The sequence below is a fragment of the Citrobacter sp. KTE30 genome (assembly GCF_000398825.1).
Classification (GTDB): Bacteria; Pseudomonadota; Gammaproteobacteria; order Enterobacterales; family Enterobacteriaceae; genus Citrobacter; species Citrobacter freundii.
This window is the reverse complement of sequence record NZ_KB976055.1, coordinates 2,440,427-2,465,625: the sequence shown is the minus strand read 5'-3', so window position 1 is coordinate 2,465,625 and position 25,199 is coordinate 2,440,427. Positions and strand designations below refer to the sequence as shown.

Annotated in this window: 23 protein-coding genes; 5 read left to right on the top strand and 18 right to left on the bottom strand. The window is 51.5% G+C overall.

Annotated elements, in window-relative coordinates:
• Positions 1–2 precede the first annotated feature (2 nt).
• From WC1_RS11400 to WC1_RS11465, 14 genes are all read right to left on the bottom strand, one after another.
• Complete coding sequence (locus WC1_RS11400; protein ID WP_016150373.1) at positions 3–764, bottom strand: ABC transporter ATP-binding protein; 762 nt, start codon at positions 762–764, stop codon at positions 3–5.
• Positions 761–1,720, bottom strand: a complete 960-nt coding sequence (locus WC1_RS11405) for a FecCD family ABC transporter permease (RefSeq protein WP_369707389.1) — start codon at positions 1,718–1,720, stop codon at positions 761–763. The genes WC1_RS11400 and WC1_RS11405 overlap by 4 nt, the downstream gene beginning before the upstream one ends.
• A 26-nt stretch (positions 1,721–1,746) precedes the next feature.
• Positions 1,747–2,769, bottom strand: coding sequence for an ABC transporter substrate-binding protein (locus WC1_RS11410; protein WP_016150371.1), 1,023 nt, complete (start codon positions 2,767–2,769; stop codon positions 1,747–1,749).
• Positions 2,770–2,976: 207 nt separating this feature from the next.
• Positions 2,977–4,689, bottom strand: coding sequence for an alpha,alpha-trehalase (locus tag WC1_RS11415; protein ID WP_003020888.1), 1,713 nt, complete (start codon positions 4,687–4,689; stop codon positions 2,977–2,979).
• A gap of 170 nt (positions 4,690–4,859) precedes the next feature.
• Positions 4,860–6,290, bottom strand: a complete 1,431-nt coding sequence (gene dhaM, locus WC1_RS11420) for a dihydroxyacetone kinase phosphoryl donor subunit DhaM (RefSeq protein WP_016150370.1) — start codon at positions 6,288–6,290, stop codon at positions 4,860–4,862.
• Positions 6,291–6,300: 10 nt separating this feature from the next.
• The gene (gene dhaL / locus WC1_RS11425; protein WP_003020881.1) at positions 6,301–6,933 is read right to left on the bottom strand and encodes a dihydroxyacetone kinase subunit DhaL; all 633 of its coding nucleotides are present in this window, start codon (positions 6,931–6,933) and stop codon (positions 6,301–6,303) included.
• 11 nt (positions 6,934–6,944) lie between these two features.
• Positions 6,945–8,015, bottom strand: a complete 1,071-nt coding sequence (gene dhaK, locus WC1_RS11430; RefSeq protein ID WP_003020880.1) for a dihydroxyacetone kinase subunit DhaK — start codon at positions 8,013–8,015, stop codon at positions 6,945–6,947.
• 325 nt (positions 8,016–8,340) lie between these two features.
• The gene (locus tag WC1_RS11435) at positions 8,341–9,615 is read right to left on the bottom strand and encodes a Glu/Leu/Phe/Val family dehydrogenase (RefSeq protein WP_003020877.1); all 1,275 of its coding nucleotides are present in this window, start codon (positions 9,613–9,615) and stop codon (positions 8,341–8,343) included.
• A 321-nt stretch (positions 9,616–9,936) separates the two neighbouring features.
• The gene (locus WC1_RS11440; protein ID WP_016150369.1) at positions 9,937–10,905 is read right to left on the bottom strand and encodes a Csu type fimbrial protein; all 969 of its coding nucleotides are present in this window, start codon (positions 10,903–10,905) and stop codon (positions 9,937–9,939) included.
• Positions 10,906–10,918: 13 nt separating this feature from the next.
• Positions 10,919–13,204 carry a fimbria/pilus outer membrane usher protein gene (locus WC1_RS11445; protein WP_016150368.1) on the bottom strand — a complete coding sequence of 762 codons (2,286 nt, stop codon included), beginning with the start codon at positions 13,202–13,204 and terminating at the stop codon, positions 10,919–10,921.
• 55 nt (positions 13,205–13,259) lie between these two features.
• Positions 13,260–13,982 carry a fimbrial biogenesis chaperone gene (locus WC1_RS11450; RefSeq protein ID WP_003020869.1) on the bottom strand — a complete coding sequence of 241 codons (723 nt, stop codon included), beginning with the start codon at positions 13,980–13,982 and terminating at the stop codon, positions 13,260–13,262.
• Between the two features lie 14 nt (positions 13,983–13,996).
• On the bottom strand, positions 13,997–14,527 hold the full coding sequence (locus WC1_RS11455; RefSeq protein WP_003020867.1) for a Csu type fimbrial protein: 531 nt from the start codon (positions 14,525–14,527) through the stop codon (positions 13,997–13,999).
• A 309-nt stretch (positions 14,528–14,836) separates the two neighbouring features.
• A complete protein-coding gene (locus tag WC1_RS11460) occupies positions 14,837–15,568 on the bottom strand; it encodes a MerR family transcriptional regulator (RefSeq protein WP_003841536.1) in 732 nt (243 codons plus the stop codon).
• A 203-nt stretch (positions 15,569–15,771) separates the two neighbouring features.
• Complete coding sequence (locus tag WC1_RS11465; protein WP_016150366.1) at positions 15,772–17,001, bottom strand: diguanylate phosphodiesterase; 1,230 nt, start codon at positions 16,999–17,001, stop codon at positions 15,772–15,774.
• Positions 17,002–17,318: 317 nt separating this feature from the next.
• Here WC1_RS11465 and ycgZ point away from each other — a divergent pair, with 317 nt between their 5' ends.
• The 4 genes from ycgZ (at position 17,319) to WC1_RS11485 (ending at position 18,854) form a co-directional block, all read left to right on the top strand.
• A complete protein-coding gene (gene ycgZ / locus WC1_RS11470; RefSeq protein ID WP_003020856.1) occupies positions 17,319–17,555 on the top strand; it encodes a regulatory protein YcgZ in 237 nt (78 codons plus the stop codon).
• A gap of 41 nt (positions 17,556–17,596) precedes the next feature.
• The gene (locus WC1_RS11475; protein ID WP_016150365.1) at positions 17,597–17,869 is read left to right on the top strand and encodes a hypothetical protein; all 273 of its coding nucleotides are present in this window, start codon (positions 17,597–17,599) and stop codon (positions 17,867–17,869) included.
• A 34-nt stretch (positions 17,870–17,903) separates the two neighbouring features.
• Entirely contained in the window at positions 17,904–18,170 is a 267-nt protein-coding gene (locus tag WC1_RS11480) for a biofilm development regulator YmgB/AriR family protein (RefSeq protein ID WP_003020849.1), read from the top strand.
• Positions 18,171–18,302: 132 nt separating this feature from the next.
• Positions 18,303–18,854 (top strand): LuxR C-terminal-related transcriptional regulator, encoded by a 552-nt coding sequence (locus tag WC1_RS11485; RefSeq protein ID WP_016150364.1) that lies wholly within the window; start codon positions 18,303–18,305, stop codon positions 18,852–18,854.
• Between the two features lie 77 nt (positions 18,855–18,931).
• Here WC1_RS11485 and WC1_RS11490 read toward each other — a convergent pair whose 3' ends face one another.
• The 3 genes from WC1_RS11490 to WC1_RS11500 form a co-directional block, all read right to left on the bottom strand.
• Positions 18,932–20,191, bottom strand: a complete 1,260-nt coding sequence (locus WC1_RS11490) for an MFS transporter (protein ID WP_016150363.1) — start codon at positions 20,189–20,191, stop codon at positions 18,932–18,934.
• Positions 20,192–20,256: 65 nt separating this feature from the next.
• The gene (locus tag WC1_RS11495) at positions 20,257–21,204 is read right to left on the bottom strand and encodes an aminoimidazole riboside kinase (RefSeq protein ID WP_016150362.1); all 948 of its coding nucleotides are present in this window, start codon (positions 21,202–21,204) and stop codon (positions 20,257–20,259) included.
• Between the two features lie 30 nt (positions 21,205–21,234).
• Positions 21,235–22,671: a glycoside hydrolase family 32 protein gene (locus WC1_RS11500; RefSeq protein ID WP_016150361.1), complete on the bottom strand. Its 1,437-nt coding sequence runs from the start codon at positions 22,669–22,671 to the stop codon at positions 21,235–21,237.
• A gap of 173 nt (positions 22,672–22,844) precedes the next feature.
• Between WC1_RS11500 and WC1_RS11505 the strand changes: the two genes are divergently transcribed.
• Positions 22,845–23,840, top strand: a complete 996-nt coding sequence (locus WC1_RS11505) for a LacI family DNA-binding transcriptional regulator (RefSeq protein WP_003020837.1) — start codon at positions 22,845–22,847, stop codon at positions 23,838–23,840.
• Positions 23,841–24,040: 200 nt separating this feature from the next.
• Here WC1_RS11505 and ychF read toward each other — a convergent pair whose 3' ends face one another.
• Positions 24,041–25,135 (bottom strand): redox-regulated ATPase YchF, encoded by a 1,095-nt coding sequence (gene ychF, locus WC1_RS11510; protein ID WP_016150360.1) that lies wholly within the window; start codon positions 25,133–25,135, stop codon positions 24,041–24,043.
• Positions 25,136–25,199 lie beyond the last annotated feature (64 nt).

Genomic DNA, 25,199 nt, shown 5'->3' with positions numbered 1-25,199 from the left:
CCTTAATTGTGAGAGCCAAAGAGGTGGTGGGCAATTTGTGACGGTGTAACGTGATACAGTGCAGCCAGGCGATCGGTGGCGAGCTGGTGTTCAGGAAGCCCCTGCGACACCTCACCGTTCGGTTCAACGCGTACCACGCTGTCGGCGATTGCCCGGGCGTGCAACGGATGATGCGTAGACATCAGCAGGGCCATACCCGAATTTTTCAGCGTCACCAGCGTGTCGAGCAGACGGATCTGATGCCCAAAATCCAGGCTGGAAGCGGGTTCATCCAGCAACAAAAGGCGCGGACGTTGCGCCAGAGCGCGGGCAATCAATACCAGTTGGCGCTCTCCGCCGCTCAGAGTGTTCCAGCGCCGGGGCGCCAGGTGAGAGATCCCCAGCATCGCCAGTTGTTGATGAGCAATTTCGTGTTCTTTAGCCCCGGGAACCGCAAATGCCGCCAGTTGCGGGGCCAATCCCATCATCACCATGTCCAGTGCGCTAAAGGCAAATGCGCCGTCATGCGCCTGAGGGACCCAGGCAATAGTGGCGGCGCGTTGCCGATCGTTGAGATGATTTATGGCGATGCCATCAAGCAAAATGTCACCGTGAAGCGGCGAAAGAACGCCGAGAATGGTGCGCATCAGGGTGGTTTTTCCGCTACCGTTGGCACCAAGCAGACAACAGACGGAGCCGGGCGGAACCTGAAAGGAGACATCGCGTAGCACGGGCTGTTGACTGTGGTATCCCAGCGACGCCTGGCGCACGATTAATAGCGTCATGGTCGATTTCCTCGCAGCAAAAGCAGCAAAAAGAACGGTGCGCCAATAAATGCAGTCAGGATCCCCAGCGGAATTTCCGTGCTGCTCAGCGTACGGGCGAGGGTATCGGTGAGCAGCAGCAAAATGGCGCCGACTCCCATGGAAACCGGCAGCAACTGCTGGTGGTTATTGCCACTGAGGAGTCGGCCGATATGTGGCACAACCAGCCCAATCCAGCCGATGATGCCCGCGATGGCGACGGTGCAGGCGGTGATTAACGTTGCGCAGACGATCAGTCCCAGACGTAGTCGGGCGACGTTGATGCCAAGCGATCGTGCTTCATCATCCGAAAGGGTGAGCAGGTTCATGCGCCAGCGCAGCAGCAATAGCGGGACCAGTCCTGCCAAGATCAGCGGTGCCGAGAACCACAGATCGTGCAGCGTAATCGTTGATAAACCGCCGAGCAGCCAGAAAGTGATGGAGGGAAGTTGGGTATACGGGTCGGCCAGCGTTTTGATGAGTGAAATTCCCGCGCCGCATACCGTGCCCAGCGCAATCCCGACCAGCACCAGCGTTAACACCGGGTCGTGGCGCTTGACTCGCCGGGTAATCAACCAGACACCGGCGACCACGAATAAACCACCCGTGAACGCATACAGTTGAATAAACAGGATCGGTAATCCAAACAGGATTGCCGTACAGGCACCTAAACCGGCACCCGCCGCCACGCCGAGGATATCCGGTGAGACTAGCGGGTTGCGGAACATGCCCTGATAGGTGGTTCCTGCGCCTGCCAGCGCCGCGCCGAGCAGCAATGCAGCCAGAATGCGCGGCAGGCGGATTTGCCAGAAGACGATTTTGTCCTGCATCGGGACGTCATCAGTACCTGTAATAAGATTCACAACCTGTTGCGCATCCAGGCGGTACGCGCCCGATACCGCAGCGACGCTCGCGCAAAGCACCACCGCAGCAATCATCAGAAAACCGAGGGTAGATGTTTTCATCAGACTGCCACCAGACGTTGATACTGTGCATCGCTTAGCGTGGTATGCCAGAACAGTTCGCTGTAGCGCTGCATATCGGCTTTAAAGCTCTTGTTAACCTGCGGTTCAAGCCAGGCGTGCAGGCGGCGTAACCCCAGTAAACGGTTGATGCCAGGAGGTGCATCCAACCAGCCAAACGGCAGACCGCTGAGAAACAGAATGCGCCGGTCAGCAACCGCTTTGACCCCTTGCCAGATCGGATCTTCTCGTAGGTGCTGCGCTGTCATCGCATCCTGCACCAAAATAATATCGGGCTGCCAACTGAGCAGATTTTCCATTGAAACCTGTGTGAGCCCCTGTCTTCCGGGGATGTGCGCCACATTCTGTAGCCCCAGCAGTTCTGCCGCTTCGGTATGCAAAGAACCTTGTAAACCTGTCTCCAGTCCTCTGGCACCGCGCGCGGCATAAAAACGCAGATTCGCTGCAGCTGTATGCGAGAAAGCTATTGCATTATCGATAAATCGACGGGCCAGCGCGGCCTGCATTGCAGTACGCGAGACGATGCCCAATGCTTCACCGGCTGCGCGCAACTGTTCTGGGGTATGGCGCAGTTCGCCGTTAATCAGCAGCCAGGGAATGTGAGTTTGTGCGCTCACTTGTCTGGCCTGAGAAAGCCAGGTTTCATCGGCATTGCCGCAGTCAACAACCAGGTCGGGTTTAAGCGCCAGTAACGCTTCAAGTGATAGGGTACTGGCGCGTCCTGCCAGCCTGCCCAGTTTCGGCAATGCCCGAATATCATCGTGGAACGGGATGGCGGTCTGGTGAGATAAATCAAAGGAGGAAAGCCCTACCAGTTTTTCCGGCGCGACGGCCAGCAGCAGCATGTCAGCGGGCGCCCCCGCGCTGACCACGCGTTGGGTTATATTCGGCCCTGGCGAGCCTCCAACGGCAACGGTTAGCGGCGTTTGCGCCAATGCGGGAAGATGGCGTAGCAGCAGTGCAGATGCCACGAGTTGGGCAAACATCCGTCTTGTCAGTGCCATTATCAGTATCCTGAAGGTTACAAATTCGCTATATATTTACATATACAGCGAATAAAAACATGTTCAGAATCAAATTCTCGCGGATGAAAACACCGGATACCCCATAAGGGCTAGAGAGGATAGAGGCAGCTTAAATAGCGAAAAATATGACAGAAAAATCCGCGACGAAGCGCGGATTCGGGGAGTAAAACGGCTCAGGTAATGATGTTATGGCGTCGGTTGAGTCTGTTTTTTAGGCTCGGCTGGTGGTGTACTTGTCGGTGTTGGCCGCGATGCGGGTACGCTGTCACAGGGCTTCTCTTTGGCGCAGATCAGGTCAAGCATTTTTAGCGTGACGCCGTTGGTCCAGCCAAAACCATCCTGCAATGGATATTCCCCGCCACCACCGCCGGTGCCGGTGGTGCTCACGTCATATTTTTCAACCAGCTTTTTCTCTCGATCGTAGGTGTGCTGCACATTGGTAAGGAATCGCCAGGTCACATCCATCGCAACGTTATCCTGACCGTAATTCTGTAACCCGGATGCTGCGACCCACTGGAGCGGGGCCCAGCCGTTGGGGGCATCCCACTGCTGGCCGCTTTTCACCGACGTGGTAGCAAGGCCGCCCGGTTGCAGCAGATGTGCCTGGGTGGCTGTGGCGACTTTACTGGCGCGATCTTTTGCCGCCGCATTGACATACAGCGGGAACAGGGCGGCGGCCGTGAGCTGATTGCGTACTTTATGGCTTTTCAGATCGTAGTCGGCATACCAGCCTTCTTTGTCGTTCCACAGATACTTTTCGATCCCTTTTTGTCGGGCATTAGCGAAGCCATCGTACTGCGCCGCTTTGGCATCATCACCGGCAGCCTTGCTGGCGAGGGCGATCATTTTTTCCATTTTGTACATCAACGCATTGAGATCGACCGGAACGATGCTGGTGGTGCGCAGAGTGCCCAGCTGATTAGGATTGTCCATCCAGCGGGAGCTAAAATCCCAGCCGGACGCAGCCGCTGAACGCAGGTCGCGGTAGATTTCTGTGGCAGGGCGATTGGGGTTGCTTTTAGCGGTGGCGATATCCTCGACCCAGGACTCTGGCCTCGGCGTATCGCGGTCATCCCAGTAGCGGTTCAAAATGGTACCGTCATCCAGTTTAACCACGCGCTTATTTTGCTGACCGGGCTGGAGTGTTTCGACGCCTTCCATCCAGTAACTGTACTCTTTGAGCATCTGCGGGAGGTATTTTTTCAGCGCGTCATTCCCGTCGTGCTGCGCCAGCAGTTCAACCATAAAGGCAAAGAACGGCGGTTGCGAACGGCTCAGGTAGTAGGTGCGGTTGCCGTTAGGAATGTGTCCCCAGGAATCAATCTCATAAGCGAAGTTTGCCACCATGTCCGAGACCTTATCCCAGTGATTGCTTTCGGCAAGCCCCAGCATGGTGAAATAGCTGTCCCAATAATATATTTCGCGAAAACGCCCGCCAGGCACCACATACGGCTCTGGAAGTGGCAGTAGCGAGTCCCATTTTTCAGCGTCAGTTGTCGAGCGGGTGAGGACCGGCCACAGTCCGTCAATATGTTCGCGTAATGATTGCCCGGCCGGGGGAACGTATTTCTCGCCTTCTTTCGGTAATGTGAAATTCACCTCCACAAAATGGCGTAAGTCGAATCCGGACTGATTTTTCTGCATCCGGTAATCGGCAAGGATCATGAGAGGATCGCTGTTAGGAACTGCGTCAGCAAAGGTTTTCTGGTCTGGAAACAGTTTAGCCGTTTGTACATCGTTAAACAGAGGTCCAAGCAGGATATCTGGCGGCTGCGGTGTAGCGGCTGGCGCGTCTTCTGCATTGACGGCAAAAGAGGAAAGGGCAAAAAAGGTACTGGCGAGAGTCAGTTTTATTGCAACAGAAAGCAGGCCTGGATGGCGAGTTGCAGGCGTTATCATCGGTTAATCTCCTTAGCGGTGTGCCGAAGTAGCGGCATTTACCATGAGAAAACCTTAGTTCAGGATCGACCGTTGCGCGTGATCGACACCCCATTTTGCGAACAAACAGACATTTCCCGACGCGAATAGGGAAGAAGCACACCCTTTGTCGAAAAGGGTGTGCTTCGGTATCAGTTTGCGCGGGTTATCCGCTGTGTGACACAGTCAATGGTCAGAGTATCGCCCATCTTTATGCTATCGAGAGCAGCGCCTTGCTGACACATCCAGCACAGACCCATTTCACGAGCGATAATCGCCGGATGAGAGGCTTCGCTGCCGTCCCGCAGGCAGATACCTTTGATGGTCTTCGGATCGAGTTGCAGTACCGTAGACGGATAAATGACATCAGCGACCAGGATAGTGGGGCGCAAGAACGCGGGAATTTGTGCGCTCTCTCCCGTCAAATGTTGCAGTGAACGAGACAGCAAATCTTCAATATCAATGTATCGCGCCTGCAGATAAGGGTCATCGAGCTGTAAATACTGCTGGCTGAGATCGCTCAGCACCTGATGCCAGGCCCAGGCGGCGCTGCATTGTTTTTCACGCATTACATCGCAGGCCATTTCAAACAGTTCAGGATCGTCCAACAGCGTGTGGTGACCGGAGAAGATGGCGGCGATATCTGCGGAATATCGTTCTTCAGCAAGAGCGGTGAGTTTGCTCAGATCGTTCAGCGTACTTTGGATGGCGGTCTGTAATCGCTGCTGCTCAGCCTGCAGTGATGCGGCGGACTGCGGGTTTACCTTTGGCGAGAACGGCGTGTGACAAAATGCCGTCCCCGTGACTTTTGAGGGAGCCAGAGTTGCCTTGTTATCAGTATGCGCGGGCTCGAGCGATTCACCAAAATTCTCTGCCGCCAACTGTTTAAATGCGGCCAGCGCATCCTCTGCCTGTTCGCCCTTAGCAATCAGGCGTAGCGTGTCATTACAGCGTACCTGCAGCAGGGCTATTTGATTCAGGCTATCAGGGACCACACACTTGCCGTTTTTCTCCAGCCACATGTCGGCGTTAAAACCAGACAACGCAGAAACCAGCCGCGAAGCCGGGCGGACGTGGATGCCGTTAGGGTTTTTCACCACAATGGCAACAGAACGGGCATCAGCGTCGGGAGACAGTTCAGCGGATGCGGGTTTCGCTGCGGATGGCGAAGGTAAACCCAGTTGTTCACATTTGGCGTCGAGGGCGTTCATGGCATCACGGATGACCCGATCGATATCAGCACCTGCGGCGGCGCTAACCGTCGCGGCCAGTGTGCCTTCAACCAGTGGTGCTGCGCACAAACGCACTTTGGCGGCAATGTTAGGGTCGAGCAGTTCCAGCGCGGTTTCCGCACTCAGTAATGCACTACCGATATCCATCATCACCAGCACGTGGTCCGTATCGGCCACGGACTCGATGGCTTCCATCACCTTAATCGGATCGGTGCCAATCGGATTCTCAGGATCGTCAATGCCTGCGGCAATGGCGATTTTGCAACCATCACCCATTAACATCTGCCGGGCCAGCACGCCGACGCCTTCGCCCAGTTGGGCGCTGTGAGAAACAATAACCAGGTTTACCATCGCTTTATCCTTACTCTCTGGACGCCTGAGCCAGCATTTGCATCATAAACATGACCGACGTTGCGCCGGGATCCTGATGCCCAATGCTGCGCTCACCTAGATAGCTGGCGCGGCCTTTGCGAGCCTGCATGGTGATGGTGCTTTGCGCTGCGACTTCCGCTTGTTGGCTTGCCGCTTCCAGAGCCGCCTGGACGCTCAGCTTCTGTTCGCATGACTGGCGTAAAGACTCCACTACCGGCAGCCAGACATCGCACATGGTTTTATCGCCAGGTTCAGCCTTACCGCGGCTAATCACACCTTCTGCGCCATCACGAATCATTTGATACAGCTCTTCAAGCGTCAGGCTTTGATGAGCCTGAGTCACCTGGGCGGCGCGGATAAAAAACGTGCCAAACAGCGGTCCACTGGCCCCGCCGACGCTTGAGAGCAGCACCATACCGGTGTTTTTCAAAATAAAGCCGATGTCTTTGTCTGCGATGGACGGCAGCTTTTCAACGACTTTGCTGAAACCACGATGCATGTTCAGACCGTGGTCGGCATCGCCGATCTCCCGGTCAAGTCCGGTGAGAAAATCACTTTCAGTGGTGAATATTTCACCGCAGCGATAGAGCCAGTTAACAATCTGTGTTCTGTTGAGGGACATCATGAATCTCCTTATTTACCCCAGTTGAGAGCAGGGGTGTGAACCGGTGCATCCCATAAGTTCAGCGTTTCGTCATCCACCTGTAACAGGGTGATGGAGAAGCCGGTCATATCCAGAGAGGTACAGTAAGAACCGATCAGGTTGCGCTCAATGACGATGCCTGCATCCTGGCAACGGCTTTCGAGGCGGTTATACACGCCGAAGAGTTCAGACAACGGCGTCGCACCGAGATTATTGACCAGCGCAATAACCCGATCGCCACTTTGTAACGCACGCTTGCTTTCTTTACCTTCATGCCACGCGCCCTGGACGTTGTCCCAGTGGCGGAGCGTACGGCTGTAGTTACCGTTTTCCAGCAGGGTATCGAACATTTCATCAACGGTCTGATCGAGAGAGGTGAAGGTGCGGCGGTCAATGCCCGGTTCCCCGTGGATACCTACGCCAAACTCCATCTCGTTATCCTGTAACGTGAACGACGGTTGTCCGGCTGCCGGAACGGTACAGGCTCCAATGGCTATGCCAATGGAGTGGCCCTGGTTATTCAGCTTACGACCCAGCGCAGCACAGGCTTCCAGCGAGTCACCGCGTTCGGCGGCCGCGCCGACCAGTTTTTCGATCAATACGGTATTAGCCACACCACGACGTCCGGCGGTATACAAACTGTCTTTCACCGCCACATCGTCATCCACCACCATGGTGGTGACCTTGACGCCGCTTTCGTGCAGCAGCTCGGTAGCGGTTTCGAAATTAAGAATGTCGCCGGTGTAATTTTTGATTATCAGCAGCACGCCTTCCCCGCCATCAATTTGCATGGCGCATTCGAACATTTTATCCGGCGTGGGGGAGGTAAAAATCTCACCCGGGCAGGCGCCGGAGAGCATGCCCTGACCAATGTAGCCGCAATGCATAGGCTCGTGCCCGCTGCCGCCGCCGGAAAGCAGCGCCACTTTGCCCATCACCGGTGCATCTGCGCGGGTGACATACACTGGGTCCTGATGCAGTGCCAGGGAAGGATACGCTTTCGCCAGTCCGGCGAGTTGTTCATTCAGTACGTCTTCAACACGGTTGATCAATTTTTTCATTATTTATGCTCCGCAGACAGTCCTGGATGGCTGCCAAATTCGGGCAGGCATCTGATGTAGGGTATCGGTTTGTACAACGCCACGGCGACCGCTCGCTGCCGATAAGGTAATTTTGCACACGGGTTTGCAAAAGAAAATTGCTGTGAAGAGCGTTTCAATACGAAACATAGCAGCATAATAATGTTCCGTATTGGAACGTCATGGTGCATAAAACAGCGAAAGTGAGAGGTCGGGCGGTATTTGTGCGGAAAGTTTTTGAACGATTTTTTATGGAAAACAAACCACCTGCAGAACAGGTGGTTTGTAGGCATGGTCGATTTCGGCGTTAGCCCGGATAAATTCCGCGATCTTTTCGTGCCAGCAGAATGCGTTCGCAGGCAACGATGTAGGCTGCGGTACGCAGGGAGCAGGATTTCTCAGCTGCTTTTTCCCAAACATGCACCATCGCATCAGTCATGATTTTGTCCATGCGATTGTTGATCTCTTCTTCACTCCAGAAGAAGCTTGCCATATCCTGAACCCATTCGAAGTAGCTGACGGTTACGCCGCCGGCGTTACAGACCACGTCAGGCACAACCACGATACCACGGCTTGCCAGCACATCATCGGCATCCGGATAGGTTGGGCCGTTAGCGCCTTCAAGTACCAGTTTACAGGTCAAGGTTTCCGCACGGTGACGGGTGATCTGACCCTCAAGCGCGGCCGGAATAAGAATATCCATATCCAGGCTCCAGAAGGCCTCGCTGGCGATGGTTTCAGCGCCCGGGAAACCGGCAATCTGTTTGTGCTCTAACTGCCAGGCAGACAACGCGGTCATGTCGATACCTGTGGGGTTAAACAGCGTAGCGGTGTGATCCTGAATCGCGACCACGCGTGCACCAGCTGCCGCGAACAGTCGGGCGGCTTCGCTGCCGACGTTACCAAAACCTTGCACTGCAACGCGAGCACCTTCAACTTCGATGTTGGCACGGCGCGCGACTTCCAGACCGCTGACGAAAACGCCGCGACCGGTGGCTTTATCACGACCTAATGAACCGCCAAGGTGAATAGGTTTACCGGTGACCACGCTGGTCACGGTGGTGCCGTGGTTCATGGAGTAGGTATCCATCATCCAGGCCATGACTTTTCCGTTAGTACCTACATCCGGCGCAGGAATGTCTTTCTGCGGCCCAATGATAATGCCGATTTCGCTGGTATAACGACGAGTTAAACGCTCCAGTTCGCCTTCAGACAGCGAGAACGGATCGACGCGCACTCCACCTTTGGCACCGCCGTACGGCAGGTTCAACGCTGCGCATTTGATGGTCATCCATGCGGACAGGGCCATCACTTCATTAAGATCAACATCAGGATGATAACGCACACCGCCTTTGCCCGGCCCGCGGGAGAGGTTATGTTGCACGCGATACCCTTCAAAATGACGGATAGTGCCGTCATCCATCTGCACCGGGATGTCGACAATCAGCGCGCGTTTTGGGTGGCGCAGGGTATCCACCCAATGGGAAAGTTCGCCCAGGTAAGGGGCCACACGCTCGATTTGTTGCAGGTAGGTATTCCAGGCAGATGTGCTGCTATCTGAAGCGTAAGATAACTTATCCATGATAAACCTTAGTTATAAAAGTAATATGTTCTTAATTTGGCCGTGGTATACAGTGAATCTCACCATATAAACCTAAATTTAACATTTTTTTCATAGAAGGGCCTGCCCGACCAGCACGAATTATCGCCATGATTAGTATGGGCTTTAACTTGCGATTGAATAGTTATTCTGTGTCTTTGCTTGTAATTGGGTTGTTTTGCAGGGTGCGTAATTTAATATGCAGAATATATAAAAATCGTAATTTGTTAGTTTTATGACGCACCTCTAAAAGTAAATAATTTGATAACAAAATGTATTTGCTTTATTGCGGTTAAGATGAGGTCAGTAGGTTACGGCGATGGTAACGGTATCGGCATAGTTGTCTGGCGTGTAGTTCGCGCTGGGGACGGTGGCGTAAACCGGGTAGGTAGTTGTTGTTCCCGTACCGTTGCCCGCGACGGTATTGAGTGATGTATTGCCCCAGACCGTACCGGAAGGACCTGGCGTCGAACTAAGCTGGTAGGGGACTTTATCAGTATTTGACCCCGTGCCCGCCATCACGCCGCTGCCTGCCGTATTACCGTTGGAGGGCTGAAGCCCGATGGTGTAAGGCGTGTTATTGGAACATGCTACGCCCACGGTATTTGAAGCCGTAAGGTTACGCCCGGTCGCCCTGGCTGGCGCAAAGCTAATATCGGTTGCAGAGGTGATATTGCACTGTTTGCTTACGGTCGCCGATACGGTGAAAGGCAGCCTGGCGGCAACCGTATCGCCACAGGTTGTTGGCGGGAAAAGCAATCCGGGATTGAGAGTGACAAGGGCTGTGGCCGTCGTATAGCTATCCTGATAATTTCCGGGGACGGCTGCGGTTTGTGGCGTGACGATCTGCGCCGATACCGTGAGTGAACCCGTCACTGGCGTCAGATTCAGCAGGTTAAGCTGTACCATGGGAAAAGTGGTTCCCGACTGATACTGGCTGCCCCAGACTTTGGTGCGCCCGCTATCCTGGTAAAGCTGGTATGCCAGCGTTCTGGCAGGCGTTCCGCTTAATGACATATTTCGCGGTGTCACCTGGCCACTGACGGCCGAGGCGCCAATATTAAAACAGAGATTGATCCCTGCCAGCGCGTCACCAAGCTCTTTGGCGCAGGTGTAACTGAACGTCATTGATGACGTTGCGCCTGTCGCAGACAGTGGATTGACCGAACCTAAATTTATGGGTTGCACATTGCTCACCGAACAGGTTACCGCATGGCTAATTGCCGGACAAAAAAGTACGGCAGCGATGAGTAGCAGATGTCTTAACCTCATGAGCGCACTCCTGTTAGTGTGGGCGACAAACCAGCGGGCCTATTTGTACAATCCCCTTTGCTGACACAGGATAGTCAAATTGCACGCGACAACTACCGGTGTCCGTCTCAACGCGCAGCGTGTTGTGCTGTTCCAGGGTGTCGAACCAGGTCATCCCATCAAAACCAACGACAGACGACTGTCCTTTTCCGTTGATGGCGTAAGCCATGCTGCCTTCAGGAATTGGCTTACCCTGATTGTCGACGAGAAGAATCTGCGCGGCGCGTACGGGGGTGATACCAAAGCTCACCAACGCGCCGGAACGATCGGCGGGCGTTGCGTTCGCCTCAACGCGTGCGATCCGCATATTGGCGGGGAGATCCATCGGGTCAATACTGATCAGGTTTTTTTGATAGCTGTTCAGCGGCGTGACCAGCAGTAGTCCCTGGTCATCGCTGCGACCAATCAGGTTATTTTGCAGTTTGACTGGAACATCAGGCACGCCGTCAGTTGAGACGACGGCAAAACCATTGTTGATTTCCCTTGCTGCAAACAAGCCGCCTCCCATGGTCACCAGCGATCCGGTTGCGCCTGCGTAGCCGTAATGGTTATCTGGTAAACGGCTGAATCCCGCGTACGCTTTACCATAACGCCCCAGATATCCTACTTCTCCCTGGCCACTTTGTCGGGAAACCTGCTGACTGGCGGCCAGATTCCAGCCCCAACCGCCGTCGGCAGGCGGCGTCTTGCTGGCGTTGAGCTGATAGCCGGTTTCATCGTTGGTGCGTTGTAGCGTGCTGCTGGCGCTCAGATTGTTATCAGTGGTAATCGTTACCATCAGATAGAGACTGCGATCGCGGTTATCGTCAATGTTCTGGTTGAGTCCGGCATTCAGTGAGATGCTGTCTGTAACGGATTTGAACCAGCTGGCGTTGGCGTAGCGCACCGCATTTTCGTGTGGATAACGAAACTGCAGATAACTCAGGCTGACATTTCCGGCAGATTCCAGCGAATAGCCAATGACCGTGTTGCTGTTAAGCGTTGGGGGCGGCTCACCATAATGGGTGGCGACATCGCGGTAATCGCCAGAAGTTGCCGTGGTACTGGTACTGAAATTAAACCGTTCGCCGGACCAACGATAACCAAAGCTATACAGAAATCCGTTCTGCCCTGAATCGCTACTTGCGGCAAGTGATGTCGAAAATGTGCCGCTGCGGGTTCCCGGGATCCAGTCGTTACTGAAGCCTGCGTTAATTAGTCCATCGCTGGTTTCTGCGTGAGCCCCGGCGGTCAACGTATTGCTAAACCCGCGACGCCACGTAGCGCTCAATACCGGTGCGCTGGCATAGTCAAAAGAGGAATAACCATAATTTTCGCGTACCGTGCCCAATTCTGCCGACCAGGCGGTTAATCCTTCCCGCAGGAGTTGTTGATCGTTGTAGAACGAGAAATTTTGTACGCTCGTTCTGCCCAGCGCGTCTGTCATCATCACCTGACCCGTTCCCGCGCCGCTGATGTTAGGCATGGTGTTGATCTGAAAACTACCTGCGGGGACTTCTCCGTTGTAGTACCTGACACCGTCCACGTACAGCTCAACGTTTGATGGCAACGTCGCGGATCCCAGATATGCAGGGAGCGGGGTGGTTGGCATATAGGGCTGTAAACCAAAATCGGTGCCTATCTGAATGCCGCCAATACGCGTAGGTCGGGACCAGATGAGTGAGCTTGTCAGGGTATCGCCAACGGTTAACGCCAACATCGTATCAGGAAATGAGGTACGCCAGCTGGTATCAAGGCGCTCAAAGCTGTTATCGGCGTATCCCTCGGTGGAGTACTGCGTCAACTGGGTGGTGCTGAGCACGCCGGCAGCATTGAAGGCGCGAAGTTCACTGAAGGTATTTATTACGCTCTCATCCCCCTGCTGGGTATAGATATCATAATTGAGCAGCGCTCCGCGTGATGTTGTCGCCGTTGGCGCGGTTTCGGTAGGCGTGTTAAGCTGCGTGGTGGCAAGATCGAGTGAACTAAGTGGCGCAGTAAGCGAGAGCGTTTGCAACTGAACGTTGTAGTCAATGGTTAACTGGGGGATATCGTTCAGGCAGACGGCGTTAGTGGCGTCTGGAGCAAAGCGAAAGCCCATTTTACTCAGGGTATTAGCTCCCGCATAAAGCTTTCCATTATCGTAGCCAAAATGTACCAGCCCAACGGGATTCCCATTTAAGGTGACATCGAGATACAAATCGACTCCCGTAATTTGTGAGGTGCTATTAATAACACCATTCTCACTCTGGTTATTATTCAGCGTTTGTGCGCAAACCATTCCCGATATTAATACTCCATTGAGAAAGCAATATTTCACCAGAAGCCAGAATCTGTTACAGATCTTGTACTGTTTTTTGGCCATTGATTGTGACTTCAATTTTCCCGCCATAATGATTATTACTGGCCGACGGGGAGACTATCCAGCGCATTGTTGAGCCTGGTAAAACGTAGCCTAATAGTCCGGGTGTAATGACTTTTTTAGTACCGTCAGGGCTTATAAATGTTGCAGCAGATAACTGTGCATGCCCATTTCCCTGATTACTGACTTCAATAAATTTTTTGCCATCCAGTTGTTGTAATTTCCATTGCAGTTTTGCCTGCGTTTGTGCCGCTGATGTTGGCTGAATGAAAACGGGAACGGAATAATGCAGCACAAACTGAAGCTTATTTTTTTCAACTTTTGCAGGCGGTAACTCATCTATCGACAAACGATAAGCGTCTTCGGCATGTGCCGAGGGAGGGCTTGTGCGAATAACTCGAATCAACTGACGTTCTCCAGGGGCTAATGCCAACATCGGCGGGCTTATCACCAGCCCCTGAGAGGGGGAAAGTTTGTTGTCATAAGCACTTTGACTCCAGCGAAAAACCCGAACCTGGGCATTGAGCACATTTTCACCCGCGTTACTCAACCAGATACCATCGGCATTTTGCGTCGCTTGCAACGTTAACGTGACCGGGGCTATTTGCAGCCCACTGGCAGTGGCAAGGTTGGCGCTCGCAACCATCCCTAGCAGGCATGCGCAGGCACACTGCTTAACAGGCAGTTTTACTCTCATATAGCTTCCTGAAGTTAGTAGTTAACGTTAACCGTTACCGTGTCGGCATAGTCGTCAGGAGTGAAGTTGGCGCTCGGTGCGGTGGCATAAACAGTAAAAGTTTGCACCAGGCCGGTCCCTGTCGCTGCTACGCCATTCCCAGGTGCGGTGTCGGTGGCGGTATTTCCCCATACCGGACCTGTTGCTGACGTGCGATTTAGCTGATAGGGCACTTTATCGGTATTGGTAGCAGCGTTAGCCACAGAGGACATGGCGCCCGAGCCCGTCGTCGTCCCTCCATTAGCGGCCGACGGCGCCAGCCCGATAAAATAGGGCGTGGTTTTTGAGCAATTAATTGAAATAGTGTTGCTTGCACTGGTATTTGTCGCCGTGGTATTCACCGGACCAAGTGTGATATTTGAAGCCGAACCCGCAGTCACGGTACAGGCCTTTTGAATCGTCATCAGCACCTGAAATGTTCCGTTAACGGTTGCTGCATTTGCCACAGAGATAATGGAAAAGGCGCAGCAACAAAGAATTAAGCGTTTGTCTAAGACTAGAGCCATATCCTTTACCTTTTTCAAATAACCACATTTATTACTTTAGAAAAACAATAATGTGGCACAAGAAGACATAATTTAACCCTAGAATAAGTATTAGGTGTACGCCAGTTGATCTAATGAATTTTACTTAGGTAAAAGGTGATGTCGTCGACAAAAAAATAATACCAACGGGTGAGTATGTTGTTTTGTTTTTATGCTATGGCGGGTGTTAAGTCAGGAGAATAGGGGGCAACATATTCCTTGGATGGTACTCAAAATAACCACCCAAAAAATGAGAGTCGTATGATTTATCTTACACGTATTACGTATTGGCTACGGGCTGTGGAAAATGACCTTATAACCTTGCTCATTCCAGTGTTGTAGCAGTTCATTTTGTCTGCGGGTTGGCGCGATACCGGTCCAGACAAAAAGCGTTTGCCCAGGGAAAAGTTCAGGTCTTGGCGATTCAATGGGTTCAGCCAGAACGGCAATATGCCAACCAGATTGCGATAAACGCCAGGCTTCGAGCCACAGACGGGTTCTGTCTTCAACATCCCAGGCCAGCAGGAGAGCATCCTTTCCTGACTTGCGCCGCGTTTCAGACAGCAGTGTTGCAACATATTCAATCAATGCGCCATCAAGCATGCTGTTCATTATGCGGGATGTATTATGGTCAAGTATCAGCCGTTGACGTACGGGAAGATAAACGTGATCAATCAGCGCATCTACGGGGTGAACGCGACCGAGTGCGGTAATTTTGGCTCGCAGCTTCGGTGGATGCGCCATGCGAAGAATGCTCATCATCTCTTCTTGTAATTGATTCCAGTCGTCGTCAGCTTGACGGGTACTGGTTTCCAGCAATGCCTTAACTTTACCAACAGGTATGCCATTGCTAATCCAACGTTTTATTTCTTCAATACGCTGAATATCTTCTTCATCAAAGAGTCGGTGGCCACCTTCACTGCGTTGAGGTTTGAGTAAACCGTAACGTCGTTGCCATGCCCGAAGGGTGACAGGATTTATCCCGCAACGTTCTGCGACATCCCCAATGCTGTAATAAGCCATAGTTCCCCCGGACACTCCTGATTCTCCGTCACCGATATGCGGTTCCTGCTACTGTGTACAACATTCATCAAATTGTACAAAACATATATAAGATTCTAGCAAAATTAAGATTTACTTTACTATCATGCAAGGAGTAAATGCTGTTTTTTTATGTTCGGCATGAGGGCGGTTGTGGTGATTGTTGATTTATAACAATGCGTTAGTTATTGTGACGCTGAGAAATCATTTTTCTCTGGCCATGCAACAGATGGAATACCATTCAGGCAGGCTTGTGCAAAAAGGTTACCCTGGAAGATTTCAATGCCCGCGGATTCAAGCCACATCCACTCTTCGGGTTTTTCAACGCCGACTGCGGAAATCATAATTTCCAGTGACGCGCAGCATTTGATAATTGCCTGAATGATAGCCTGCCGCGGTCCACTTTTATGCACATCCGTGATCAGCTCGCGGCTTATCTTAATTCGGTCGGGTTGAAAACGAGACAGAAGCTGAAGCCCGGCAAAACCTGCCCCAAAATGGTCTATCGCCACACAGATCCCCGCAGCCTTGAGTGACTTCACGGCCTGCGCGAACGTATCAAAGCGAGAAATAACTTCACTTTCGGTAAACTCTACAATGATTTGTTCAGGCACTAGCCCGTGCGCAGCGATTTCGTTTATAAGAAAGCTGACTGCATTGGGTTTGTTTACCAGGGTCATGGGGAGCAGATTGACTGACAGCATTTTGTCGTTAAGTCCCAGCGCGCTTGCCATTGCAAAAGCAGTCTTTTTGCTCTGCAGATCCGCGGTATACAGTTCCTCAGGATTTAAGTTGTCAAAATAAGTTGCGGGCGTTTCACCGTCTCTACCACGAATAAGTGCTTCCAGAGCAATGACGCGTTGCGACATAGGATCGATAATTGGTTGAAAAGCAAAGCTGAAATCTATATCGGATGGGAGTGTGTTTTCATCCAGGAGAGTACAAGAGTTGTCGGCAATAAAACTCCAGCAATCTGGCGCTGGTATTTCAAAATAGCTCGATTTTTCCGTCGCAAGGACAAATGTGCGGAAAAACTGTAACGCCCTGTCATCATAGGTGAGCTGAAATTTTGATGTTCCCTTATTCAGCACAGCTTGCAGAACGTCATTGCGTTCATGTTTTTGTAGATCAAATAACTCCATTCCCACTTTTCCGAATCTTCTCGCAGGAGCGTAATCACACATCAGCTCAACGATATTGTGGTGCCGTGGATCGTTACAAATACAACAATAAATCTCTTTTACCTGCTCCTCAGGGCCTTCAAGCAGTTGGAAAAAGTGGTGACCGTTAAAGAGTAAGATTCCCGTAACATCAGATCGCCTGTTTTTGATATTTGCGGCTGTCACCATATCCTCAAGCGCTTTGAGGGGGGCGTCATCACGTAGATGGCTGCGGTAAATAATGGTCGTGAGCATGGACAGTCCGGGAATAAGGGAGAGGAAGATATATGACAGTATCAGACAACCCAGGTTATGTCCTGATTTTAATACATTATTCTAACTTTAATTTCACAATTGAACGGTCTGATTAAGATGAAATTTAGCCATGTTACGACGTGATTTGTACAGTGATCCTAATGTTTATATCAATCGATACAATTGTAAGTAATTGATTTATATCATTTAGCACATTTTGGTAAAAACAAATTAATCTTGTTGTACACATTTTTGGTACAACTTTGCTACTGTTATAAAACTTAATATTCACCAGCATTTTGATACAGGAGCATGACATGCAGCAGCATAACGTTCGCACTGATACTGCAAGCGCGATTTCTCGTTACTTTGCAAAGGCGCATCTGCCAACTCAACAGGAAACATTGGGAGAAATTGTCACTGAGATACTCAAAGATGGACGTAATCTGAACCGCAAATCACTTTGCACTAAGCTTTTGTGTCGTCTTGAAAAAGCATCAGGGGAGAAAGAACAAAAACATTACAATGCGTTAATTGGTCTGCTCTTTGAATAAAATAAACCCCTTATATGATAGGGGTAAGTAGTGAAGGCGTTATGAAGAAAACTGATAGTGAACGCTTGAAACATGAAATTACAGGTTTGGCTGTGCTAGAAATTCTGCGAATGCATAGAGACGTTTCGTTAGCTGCAGTGATTAAGCAATTGCGACTTATGCAGGCCAGTGAAATGGATGGCACACGCAAGCAATTAATTGACAGCGTTATCAATGATTTTACAAACATTAATCCGGAGAAAATAAGCAGAAAACCGGATAAAACCAGAGATGAGAGTGCATTCAGTGCCAGCAAAAACCCTAAATTACATTAAAGATAATCTTCCAGACTATACAAGCGAGGTTACCATGCTCCATGAAATTAATGTCCACAACGTAATGACGGATAAAGCTTTATCAAGTTACTTCCATAATGCAGGTGAGCTATTAGCAGATGAGTCTGTGGTATTGGGGCAGGCGGTAACAAATGTAATTCTTGCAGGTGATAATGTTAATAATAAAAACATCATTTTAAGCCTGATTGGTTCTCTGGAGTCAACGGTTGACGTTGTCCAAGCAGATGTTATCAGAAAAACCCTGGAAATAGTATTGCGCTACACAGCTGACGATGTTTAATAAGTCTTCATATTAACAAAATATGTACAGTACCCTTGTTATATGCTGAAAGCCCTTATGCTAAGCATTTTTTGGATTAAGACTATACATAGCACCCCTCTAAATCAATTATGATTTTTCATTGAGGCCATAATGATGAACATCGTTCAGGAACATACTCAAAACGCAGAGTTATGGATTGATGATATTTTTATCAGGCAAGGGTTAAAGAATATTCTTGCAGATATCGTTTTTGAAGATGACAAGGCGCGACTTGTATTCTTTACCGCGAATCACTTTGAGGCGGTAAAAAAGCAAAATTACAATCTGAAAACGCATCGTCTGGTATTGCTGATTGATGGTCATTTGTATCAGTATCTTAATGATGTTTCGCTTTACAGACTACCAGTAGATATCGGAGTTGCCTCAATCAAACAATTTATTATTGATATTACTCGTGCTGGTGGTAATCACGAGAATCAATCTGATTCAAATGTCTCATTAACCGCGAGAGATAAATATATTTTAACGCAGTTAGGAGAAGGTCGAACTATTTTTGAGATATCCGCATTGTTAAATCTACACTTAAAAACGATTTACCAGGCCCGGCAGAATCTGATCAAGAAGCTTGGTTGTTCTGGGCTGATTGATTTTCAGGGAATACTGCGAGCGCAAATATTCCGCAACTGGCTGGAACATGCCTGAGTAAATCGACAGTTCGTACTTACTGTTGAAGGGTACGACAGGGCTAATGGCCCTGTCGCGATATTAATAAAACTTCGCTATTCTGTCACCAGTTCATTGATACCCTTCTGCTGATGATGTTTTTTACTCAGCGAGAAGTAGCCAAATATTAGTGTTATTACCACGATGCTCGCCATAATCAGGAAGATTTCCTGATAGCCCACTTTATCAAACAACTTACCGACAGGCAGTGACAGCACGATGATGCCAATGGAACTGGCGATATTGAAGCCAATAAGATATATCGTTGACGACAGGCGCTTATCAAAATTCGCTACGCTGAATTTAAACACTGAAATAACAAACAGTGGGACCTCCAGCGCATGGAGCATTTTAATCAAGGAGATAATATATATATCGGTGAACAGTGCTGAACCCAGGATTCGACAGGTCATGATTGTTCCACCCAGCAGCAATGCGGATTTAGGCCCGATGCGGTTAATCAGGAACGGAACCAGCGCCATACCGACGGCCTCCATAAAGACTTGTACCGAGTTGAGGTAGCCGTATACGCGTGGTGCCAGTTCGGGATCGTCAAATAAGCTGGCGTAAAACACCGGGAACATCTGCTGATCGTAGATGCTATAGAACGACCAGGTGCCGACGACAAAGATAACGAAAAACCAGAACTGCGAATCTTTAAAGATGGTGAGAAAATCCTTTCGGGTCAGCGCGTCTGGCTCGGGCGAACGTGTATCCGTGGATGCCGGGGCCGGTGCGTCGGTTTTGAACACCACGTTAATCACCAGGAATAACACCCCCATGACCGACACGCACCAGAAGTTAATGTGTGGGTTGATGCTGAAGAAGATACCGCCAACAAAAGTCCCTGCGGCGTAGCCAAGCGATCCCCAGAAACGAGCAGTGCCGAATTCAAAGTTGAATTTACGGCTCACTTTCTCGACGAAGCTTTCCACCAGACCGCAACCGGCGAGATAGCCAAGGCCAAAGAAAATGGCGCCTAGCACCATGCCAAGCTTGAAGTTGGAGACCAGCAGCGGTTCATAAACATAAATCAGGAACGGACCGCTGAGCGTGATGACAGTCCCCATCATCCAGATAAGGGGTTTGCGGGTACCGAGCTTATCCTGCAGAAAACCGTAGCCCAGCATAAACAGCATGCTGAAAAACTGGTTTACGGCATACAGCATTCCCAGCTCCGTTCCGGACAGGCCAAGTTTATTTTTTAGCCATATTGCATAAAAAGACCACCACAACGACCAGGCGGCAAAGAAAAAGAGCAGATACCCGGATGAGTATCGATATTTATCATTACTGAACGGCATATTTATCTTCATGATTTTTCCAATCCAGATCAGGTCATTGTAAGGTCTTTCTGATACGACGTAACGAGTGCGCTTTATTACGGGGTGATCGTTCTCCGTAGCGACGGTTGCGACTGAATAAAGCTGCTCAGGTGTTGGCTGTCGGGAAACGCGCTTAGCGCGCCACGCCGGGTAGTCGCCAGAGCACCACAAGCGCTGGCCTGCTCGATAAGCGGAAGTAGCGTTGACGTCGATGTGGGCCAGCCTTCTCCGGCGAGTGCCGCCAGCAGCCCGGCCATAAAGGCATCACCGGCGCCGGTGGTATCGATGCTGTCGACGTGATAGCCGCTTAAAGTCAGCCTATGGTTTTGCCAGAAAGCGATAGCGCCGTCGGCACCGCGGGTAATAACTTTCAGGCACGCGGGAAAATCAGCCAGGCGTTCGCAGGCGCTACTAAGACAGTCAGTTTGTGTTAGCCACAGCAGCTCTTCTTCCGACATCTTCAGAATGTCGCTCTGCCGGGCAAACTCGCTGACAAGGTCAAACATCTGCATCTCGTTGCTCCACATCTGCGGACGCAGATTGATGTCAAAGCTCAGCGTACCGCCGGCCTGTCGCAATGCGGCCATTGCCTGGGTGAGGGTGGCGCGGCACTCAGGGGCAACCAGCGCCAGCGAGCAGAAGTGCAGAATATCGGCACCAAAGTCGGGCAGACTCGCCGGGCTGAGAAATTGATCGGCAGACGGATTAACTAAAAACTCAAACTGCCGCTCACCGTTGGGAGCCAGTGAAACCAGTACGGTACTGGTGTGCTGTTGTGCATCAAACTCCAGACTTCCTGTATCCACCTGCGCTGTTACCAGCGTCTGATGCAGAAAGCGGCCAAAAGTGTCATTGCCCACACGGCCGATAAAGCCGCTGTCATGGCCGAGGCGGGCGACGCCGATGGCCACATTGAAGGGCGCGCCTCCCGCACAGGCTTCAAACTGCATATTGTCGCGCGGTAGCAAATCCACCACGGCATCTCCGAGCGTCCAGATTGTCATTATTTTTCCCCAAAGCAGTGAGACGGGTGGTTAATTGGCGGCGAGCGGCCAGGCATGCCCGTTATTAAAAATGGCGTGTCCGTTCTGGCTAAATAAGGTCAGTTGGCGATCGTCCGGTTCAGGATAAATACGGCTGCTGAGGGTGTAATCGCCGTGATTAACAAAGACCTCTACCGACGAGCTATCGATAAATAGATGTAGGTCCAGCACATCATTGGCGGGCAGCGGTATGCTACGGCAGCCCGACAGGCCGTGTTGCGGATAGCGGCGTTCAAGCACCAGACGCTGTGCCTGGGTATCGACGAAGACGCGCAGCCCGTCACCCAGCGCGATGCCATACTGTTCAGCATGGCTGCGGGCGATATCGAGGCTCAGTTCGACCTCGAGAGCATGCGCCTTTTCTTCTACCATCAGGGTGCGATTGTTCAGGTCACTGACCGGCCAGACATGAAGCTGACCGCGTAATGTCTCCAGCTCTTTGACCGGGTTCATGCGCAGCCGCAGATCTGCATCGAGCGTCACTTCCCGGGGAAGAGTAAGCATGCCCGCCCAGCCGTCGGCCTGTTCTGGCATCGGCGACTCCCACATGGATAGCCAACCGATCACCACGCGGCGACCGTCCGGAGTGATAAATGACTGAGGGGCGTAAAAATCATGCCCGTGATCCATCTCCTGGAAGGGTTGGGTAACGTGGAACTGATGGTTATCCTGCCATTCGCCGACCATATAGCCGCTCTGGAACAGGTTACGGTAATCGTATCCGTCCGCGGCGATGCCCTGCGGCGAGAGCATGAAGACGAGCTTATCGTTCAGTGGGAAGAGGTCAGGGCACTCCCACATGTAGCCCATGCCGTCATCGGCCCTGCCGAGCGTGCTGGCAAACTGCCAGTGCTGTAGATCCTGCGAGTGATAGAGCTGCACTTCGCCCACGTCATCGACCCGGGCACCCACCACCATGTACCAGCGGTCTCCCTCTTGCCAGACTTTCGGATCGCGAAAATGGTGTACGCCTCGCGGGGTATCCAGAATCATGCCCTGGCGTTCAAAGTGAATCCCGTCGGTGCTGGTGGCCAGGCACTGTACCTGATACAGGTTTTCCTCTTTCGCCTCGCCGTCAAACTTGTGTCCGGTGTAGATAAGGGCCAGCTTATTGCCTTCAACCACCGCTGAACCGGAAAAACAGCCGTCTTTATCTTCCGGCCCTTCAGGTGCCAGTGCGATGGGTAAGTGCTCCCAGTTCACCATATCGCGGCTGCGCGCATGGCCCCAGTGCATTGGTCCCCAGACCGGCTGCCACGGATAGTGCTGATAGAACGCATGGTAGTAACCATCAAACCAGGACAGGCCGTTAGGGTCATTCATCCAGCCAGCCGGAGGGGCGAGGTGATAGCGTGGATACCAGCGCGGGTTTACAAGGTCTTTCTGCTGGTTTAAGGCTTCGTTGGCTTTGGAAAGTAGTGATGTCATTTGCTGGTCCCTGTAAGTGAATTGATCAAAAGATAACGTTAACATTCTCGGTTTTCTCGCGAATTTGATGGTAATATCGATGTTAATCACAAAAGTTAACGTTAACATTTTGCGAGTGTTATCAAGATCGCATTTTCAGACCCGGCATGATGAACGCCGTCAAAGGAGAGGGTATGGCATCTTTAAAGGATGTGGCGCAACGGGCTAACGTCTCGTTAATGACCGTATCGCGAGCGATTAACGAGCCCGAACGACTGCGGCCAGAAACCTATAAAAAGGTGATGGAAGCGGTAGATGCGCTGGGGTATGTCTCCGATCTCTCCGCGAAAAAAATTCGTGGCGCGAAAACCACGGCTAACACTATTGGGGTGTTAGCGCTGGACACCATGACCACGCCATTTTCCGTGGAGATAACGCTCTCTATCGAAGAGACCGCGCGGGCGCACGGTTGGAATAGCTTTGTGGTGAATATGTTCAGCAATGACCAGCCAGAGAAAATGGTTGATCTGCTGCTGGCGCATCGCCCTGACGGCATTATCTACACCGCGATGGGGCTGCGTCAGGTTCCGGTGCCGGAAAAGCTGCATAAGTATCGTTGCGTGCTGGCGAACTGCGAAAGCATCAGTGGCCCTTTTCCCACCTATATTCCTGATGATGAGCAAGGGCAATATCTTGGCGTGAAAGCGCTGTTGGCCGCAGGCTATCGTCGGCTGCTGTGCATACACCTGCCAAAAGGGATTGTGGCCACCGATCGCCGCCGGGCGGGAATGGAGCGCGCCTGTCGTGAAGCGGGCGTCGACCCTGATGCCATGTTCCACCACTATCTTCCGGCGGGCGAGAGTCACCATATTGATGCGGCGGAGATTGCCGGGCATTACCTGAGTGGCACGCGTCCGATGTTTGATGCGGTGGTATGCGGTAACGACCGCGTGGCTTTTGTTATCTACCAGGTCTTGCTGGGGCGAGGGCTGCGCATTCCGCAGGATGTTGCCGTACTGGGCTATGACAACATGGTAGGCACCGGCGAGCTGTTTTTGCCGCCGCTATCCACAGTACAGCTGCCGCATTATGAAATTGGCCGTCTCAGTGCACTGCATCTTATCCAGGGGCTCGATCACCGCGATACCGTGCGGGTAGACAGCCCCTGGCTTCCGCGCGCCTCAATATGAGTACGTTCACGTGGCAACTGCTGCTTTGCCAAAATAGCTCAGCTTTTTTGGTCATCGTGCTTGGTGCCAACTTTCAGATGCGCAACAGCGGGAACCACTGAGATGCTATGAAATAAAAAACCCACGCAATTGCGTGGATTTTATAGTGTTTTGTGATTTTCATGAGGTTAATTAAGACCTCACGAGACAACAAATTTTATTTAGACGTTGAACAGGAAGTTCATGATATCGCCATCTTTGACGATATAGTCCTTACCTTCGGCACGCATTTTCCCAGCTTCTTTCGCACCTTGCTCACCTTTATAGGTGATGAAATCTTCAAACGAGATGGTTTGTGCGCGGATAAAGCCTTTCTCGAAGTCGGTATGGATTTTACCTGCGGCCTGCGGAGCCGTGGCGCCGACAGGAATGGTCCATGCACGGACTTCTTTCACGCCAGCGGTGAAGTAGGTCTGCAGGTTCAGCAATTCGTAACCAGCACGGATAACGCGGTTCAGGCCCGGCTCTTCCAGACCCATTTCAGCCATGAATTCTTCACGGTCAGCATCATCGAGTTCTGCGATGTCAGCTTCAACGGCAGCGCAAACGGCAACCACAACAGAACCTTCGGCTGCCGCGATTTCGCGCACTTTGTCGAGGTACGGGTTGTTCTCAAAACCGTCTTCGTTGACGTTAGCGATATACATGGTTGGCTTCAGGGTCAGGAAGCTCAGGTATTTGATGGCCGCTTTGTCTTCGTCAGTCAGCGTTTTCAGTGCGCGCAGCATGCCGGCGTTTTCCAGCTGTGGCAGGCATTTTTCCAGCGCAGCCAGTTCTGCTTTAGCGTCTTTGTCACCGCCTTTGGCTTTCTTCTGTACGCGATGGATAGCACGCTCACAGGTATCCAGGTCAGACAGCGCCAGTTCGGTATTGATAACCTCGATGTCGTCAGCCGGATCCACTTTGTTATTAACGTGGATGATGTTGTCGTTTTCAAAGCAACGCACCACGTGGCCGATAGCTTCGGTTTCGCGGATGTTGGTAAGGAATTGGTTACCCAGACCTTCACCTTTGGACGCGCCTTTTACCAGACCGGCAATGTCGACGAATTCCATCGTTGTAGGCAGGATACGCTGTGGTTTGACGATTTCGGCCAGCTGATCCAGACGCGGATCGGGCATCGGGACAACACCCGTGTTCGGCTCGATAGTACAGAACGGGAAGTTTGCCGCTTCAATACCCGCTTTTGTGAGCGCGTTGAACAGGGTGGATTTGCCTACGTTTGGCAAACCGACGATACCGCATTTGAATCCCATGTTTAAATCACCTTAATCTTTTGATATTCAACCTGTTATGGAAAACAGATTGTAGAAATGTAAA

Excerpts from the sequence above, each read along its gene's own strand:
- WC1_RS11400 (WP_016150373.1), bottom strand. The coding sequence starts at position 764 with ATGACGCTATTAATCGTGCGCCAGGCGTCGCTGGGATACCACAGTCAA.
- WC1_RS11405 (WP_369707389.1), bottom strand. The coding sequence starts at position 1,720 with ATGATTGCTGCGGTGGTGCTTTGCGCGAGCGTCGCTGCGGTATCGGGC.
- WC1_RS11410 (WP_016150371.1), bottom strand. The coding sequence starts at position 2,769 with ATGGCACTGACAAGACGGATGTTTGCCCAACTCGTGGCATCTGCACTG.
- WC1_RS11415 (WP_003020888.1), bottom strand. The coding sequence starts at position 4,689 with ATGATAACGCCTGCAACTCGCCATCCAGGCCTGCTTTCTGTTGCAATA.
- dhaM (WP_016150370.1), bottom strand. The coding sequence starts at position 6,290 with ATGGTAAACCTGGTTATTGTTTCTCACAGCGCCCAACTGGGCGAAGGC.
- dhaL (WP_003020881.1), bottom strand. The coding sequence starts at position 6,933 with ATGTCCCTCAACAGAACACAGATTGTTAACTGGCTCTATCGCTGCGGT.
- dhaK (WP_003020880.1), bottom strand. The coding sequence starts at position 8,015 with ATGAAAAAATTGATCAACCGTGTTGAAGACGTACTGAATGAACAACTC.
- WC1_RS11435 (WP_003020877.1), bottom strand. The coding sequence starts at position 9,615 with ATGGATAAGTTATCTTACGCTTCAGATAGCAGCACATCTGCCTGGAAT.
- WC1_RS11440 (WP_016150369.1), bottom strand. The coding sequence starts at position 10,905 with ATGAGGTTAAGACATCTGCTACTCATCGCTGCCGTACTTTTTTGTCCG.
- WC1_RS11445 (WP_016150368.1), bottom strand. The coding sequence starts at position 13,204 with ATGGTTTGCGCACAAACGCTGAATAATAACCAGAGTGAGAATGGTGTT.
- WC1_RS11450 (WP_003020869.1), bottom strand. The coding sequence starts at position 13,982 with ATGAGAGTAAAACTGCCTGTTAAGCAGTGTGCCTGCGCATGCCTGCTA.
- WC1_RS11455 (WP_003020867.1), bottom strand. The coding sequence starts at position 14,527 with ATGGCTCTAGTCTTAGACAAACGCTTAATTCTTTGTTGCTGCGCCTTT.
- WC1_RS11460 (WP_003841536.1), bottom strand. The coding sequence starts at position 15,568 with ATGGCTTATTACAGCATTGGGGATGTCGCAGAACGTTGCGGGATAAAT.
- WC1_RS11465 (WP_016150366.1), bottom strand. The coding sequence starts at position 17,001 with ATGCTCACGACCATTATTTACCGCAGCCATCTACGTGATGACGCCCCC.
- ycgZ (WP_003020856.1), top strand. The coding sequence starts at position 17,319 with ATGCAGCAGCATAACGTTCGCACTGATACTGCAAGCGCGATTTCTCGT.
- WC1_RS11475 (WP_016150365.1), top strand. The coding sequence starts at position 17,597 with ATGAAGAAAACTGATAGTGAACGCTTGAAACATGAAATTACAGGTTTG.
- WC1_RS11480 (WP_003020849.1), top strand. The coding sequence starts at position 17,904 with ATGCTCCATGAAATTAATGTCCACAACGTAATGACGGATAAAGCTTTA.
- WC1_RS11485 (WP_016150364.1), top strand. The coding sequence starts at position 18,303 with ATGATGAACATCGTTCAGGAACATACTCAAAACGCAGAGTTATGGATT.
- WC1_RS11490 (WP_016150363.1), bottom strand. The coding sequence starts at position 20,191 with ATGAAGATAAATATGCCGTTCAGTAATGATAAATATCGATACTCATCC.
- WC1_RS11495 (WP_016150362.1), bottom strand. The coding sequence starts at position 21,204 with ATGACAATCTGGACGCTCGGAGATGCCGTGGTGGATTTGCTACCGCGC.
- WC1_RS11500 (WP_016150361.1), bottom strand. The coding sequence starts at position 22,671 with ATGACATCACTACTTTCCAAAGCCAACGAAGCCTTAAACCAGCAGAAA.
- WC1_RS11505 (WP_003020837.1), top strand. The coding sequence starts at position 22,845 with ATGGCATCTTTAAAGGATGTGGCGCAACGGGCTAACGTCTCGTTAATG.
- ychF (WP_016150360.1), bottom strand. The coding sequence starts at position 25,135 with ATGGGATTCAAATGCGGTATCGTCGGTTTGCCAAACGTAGGCAAATCC.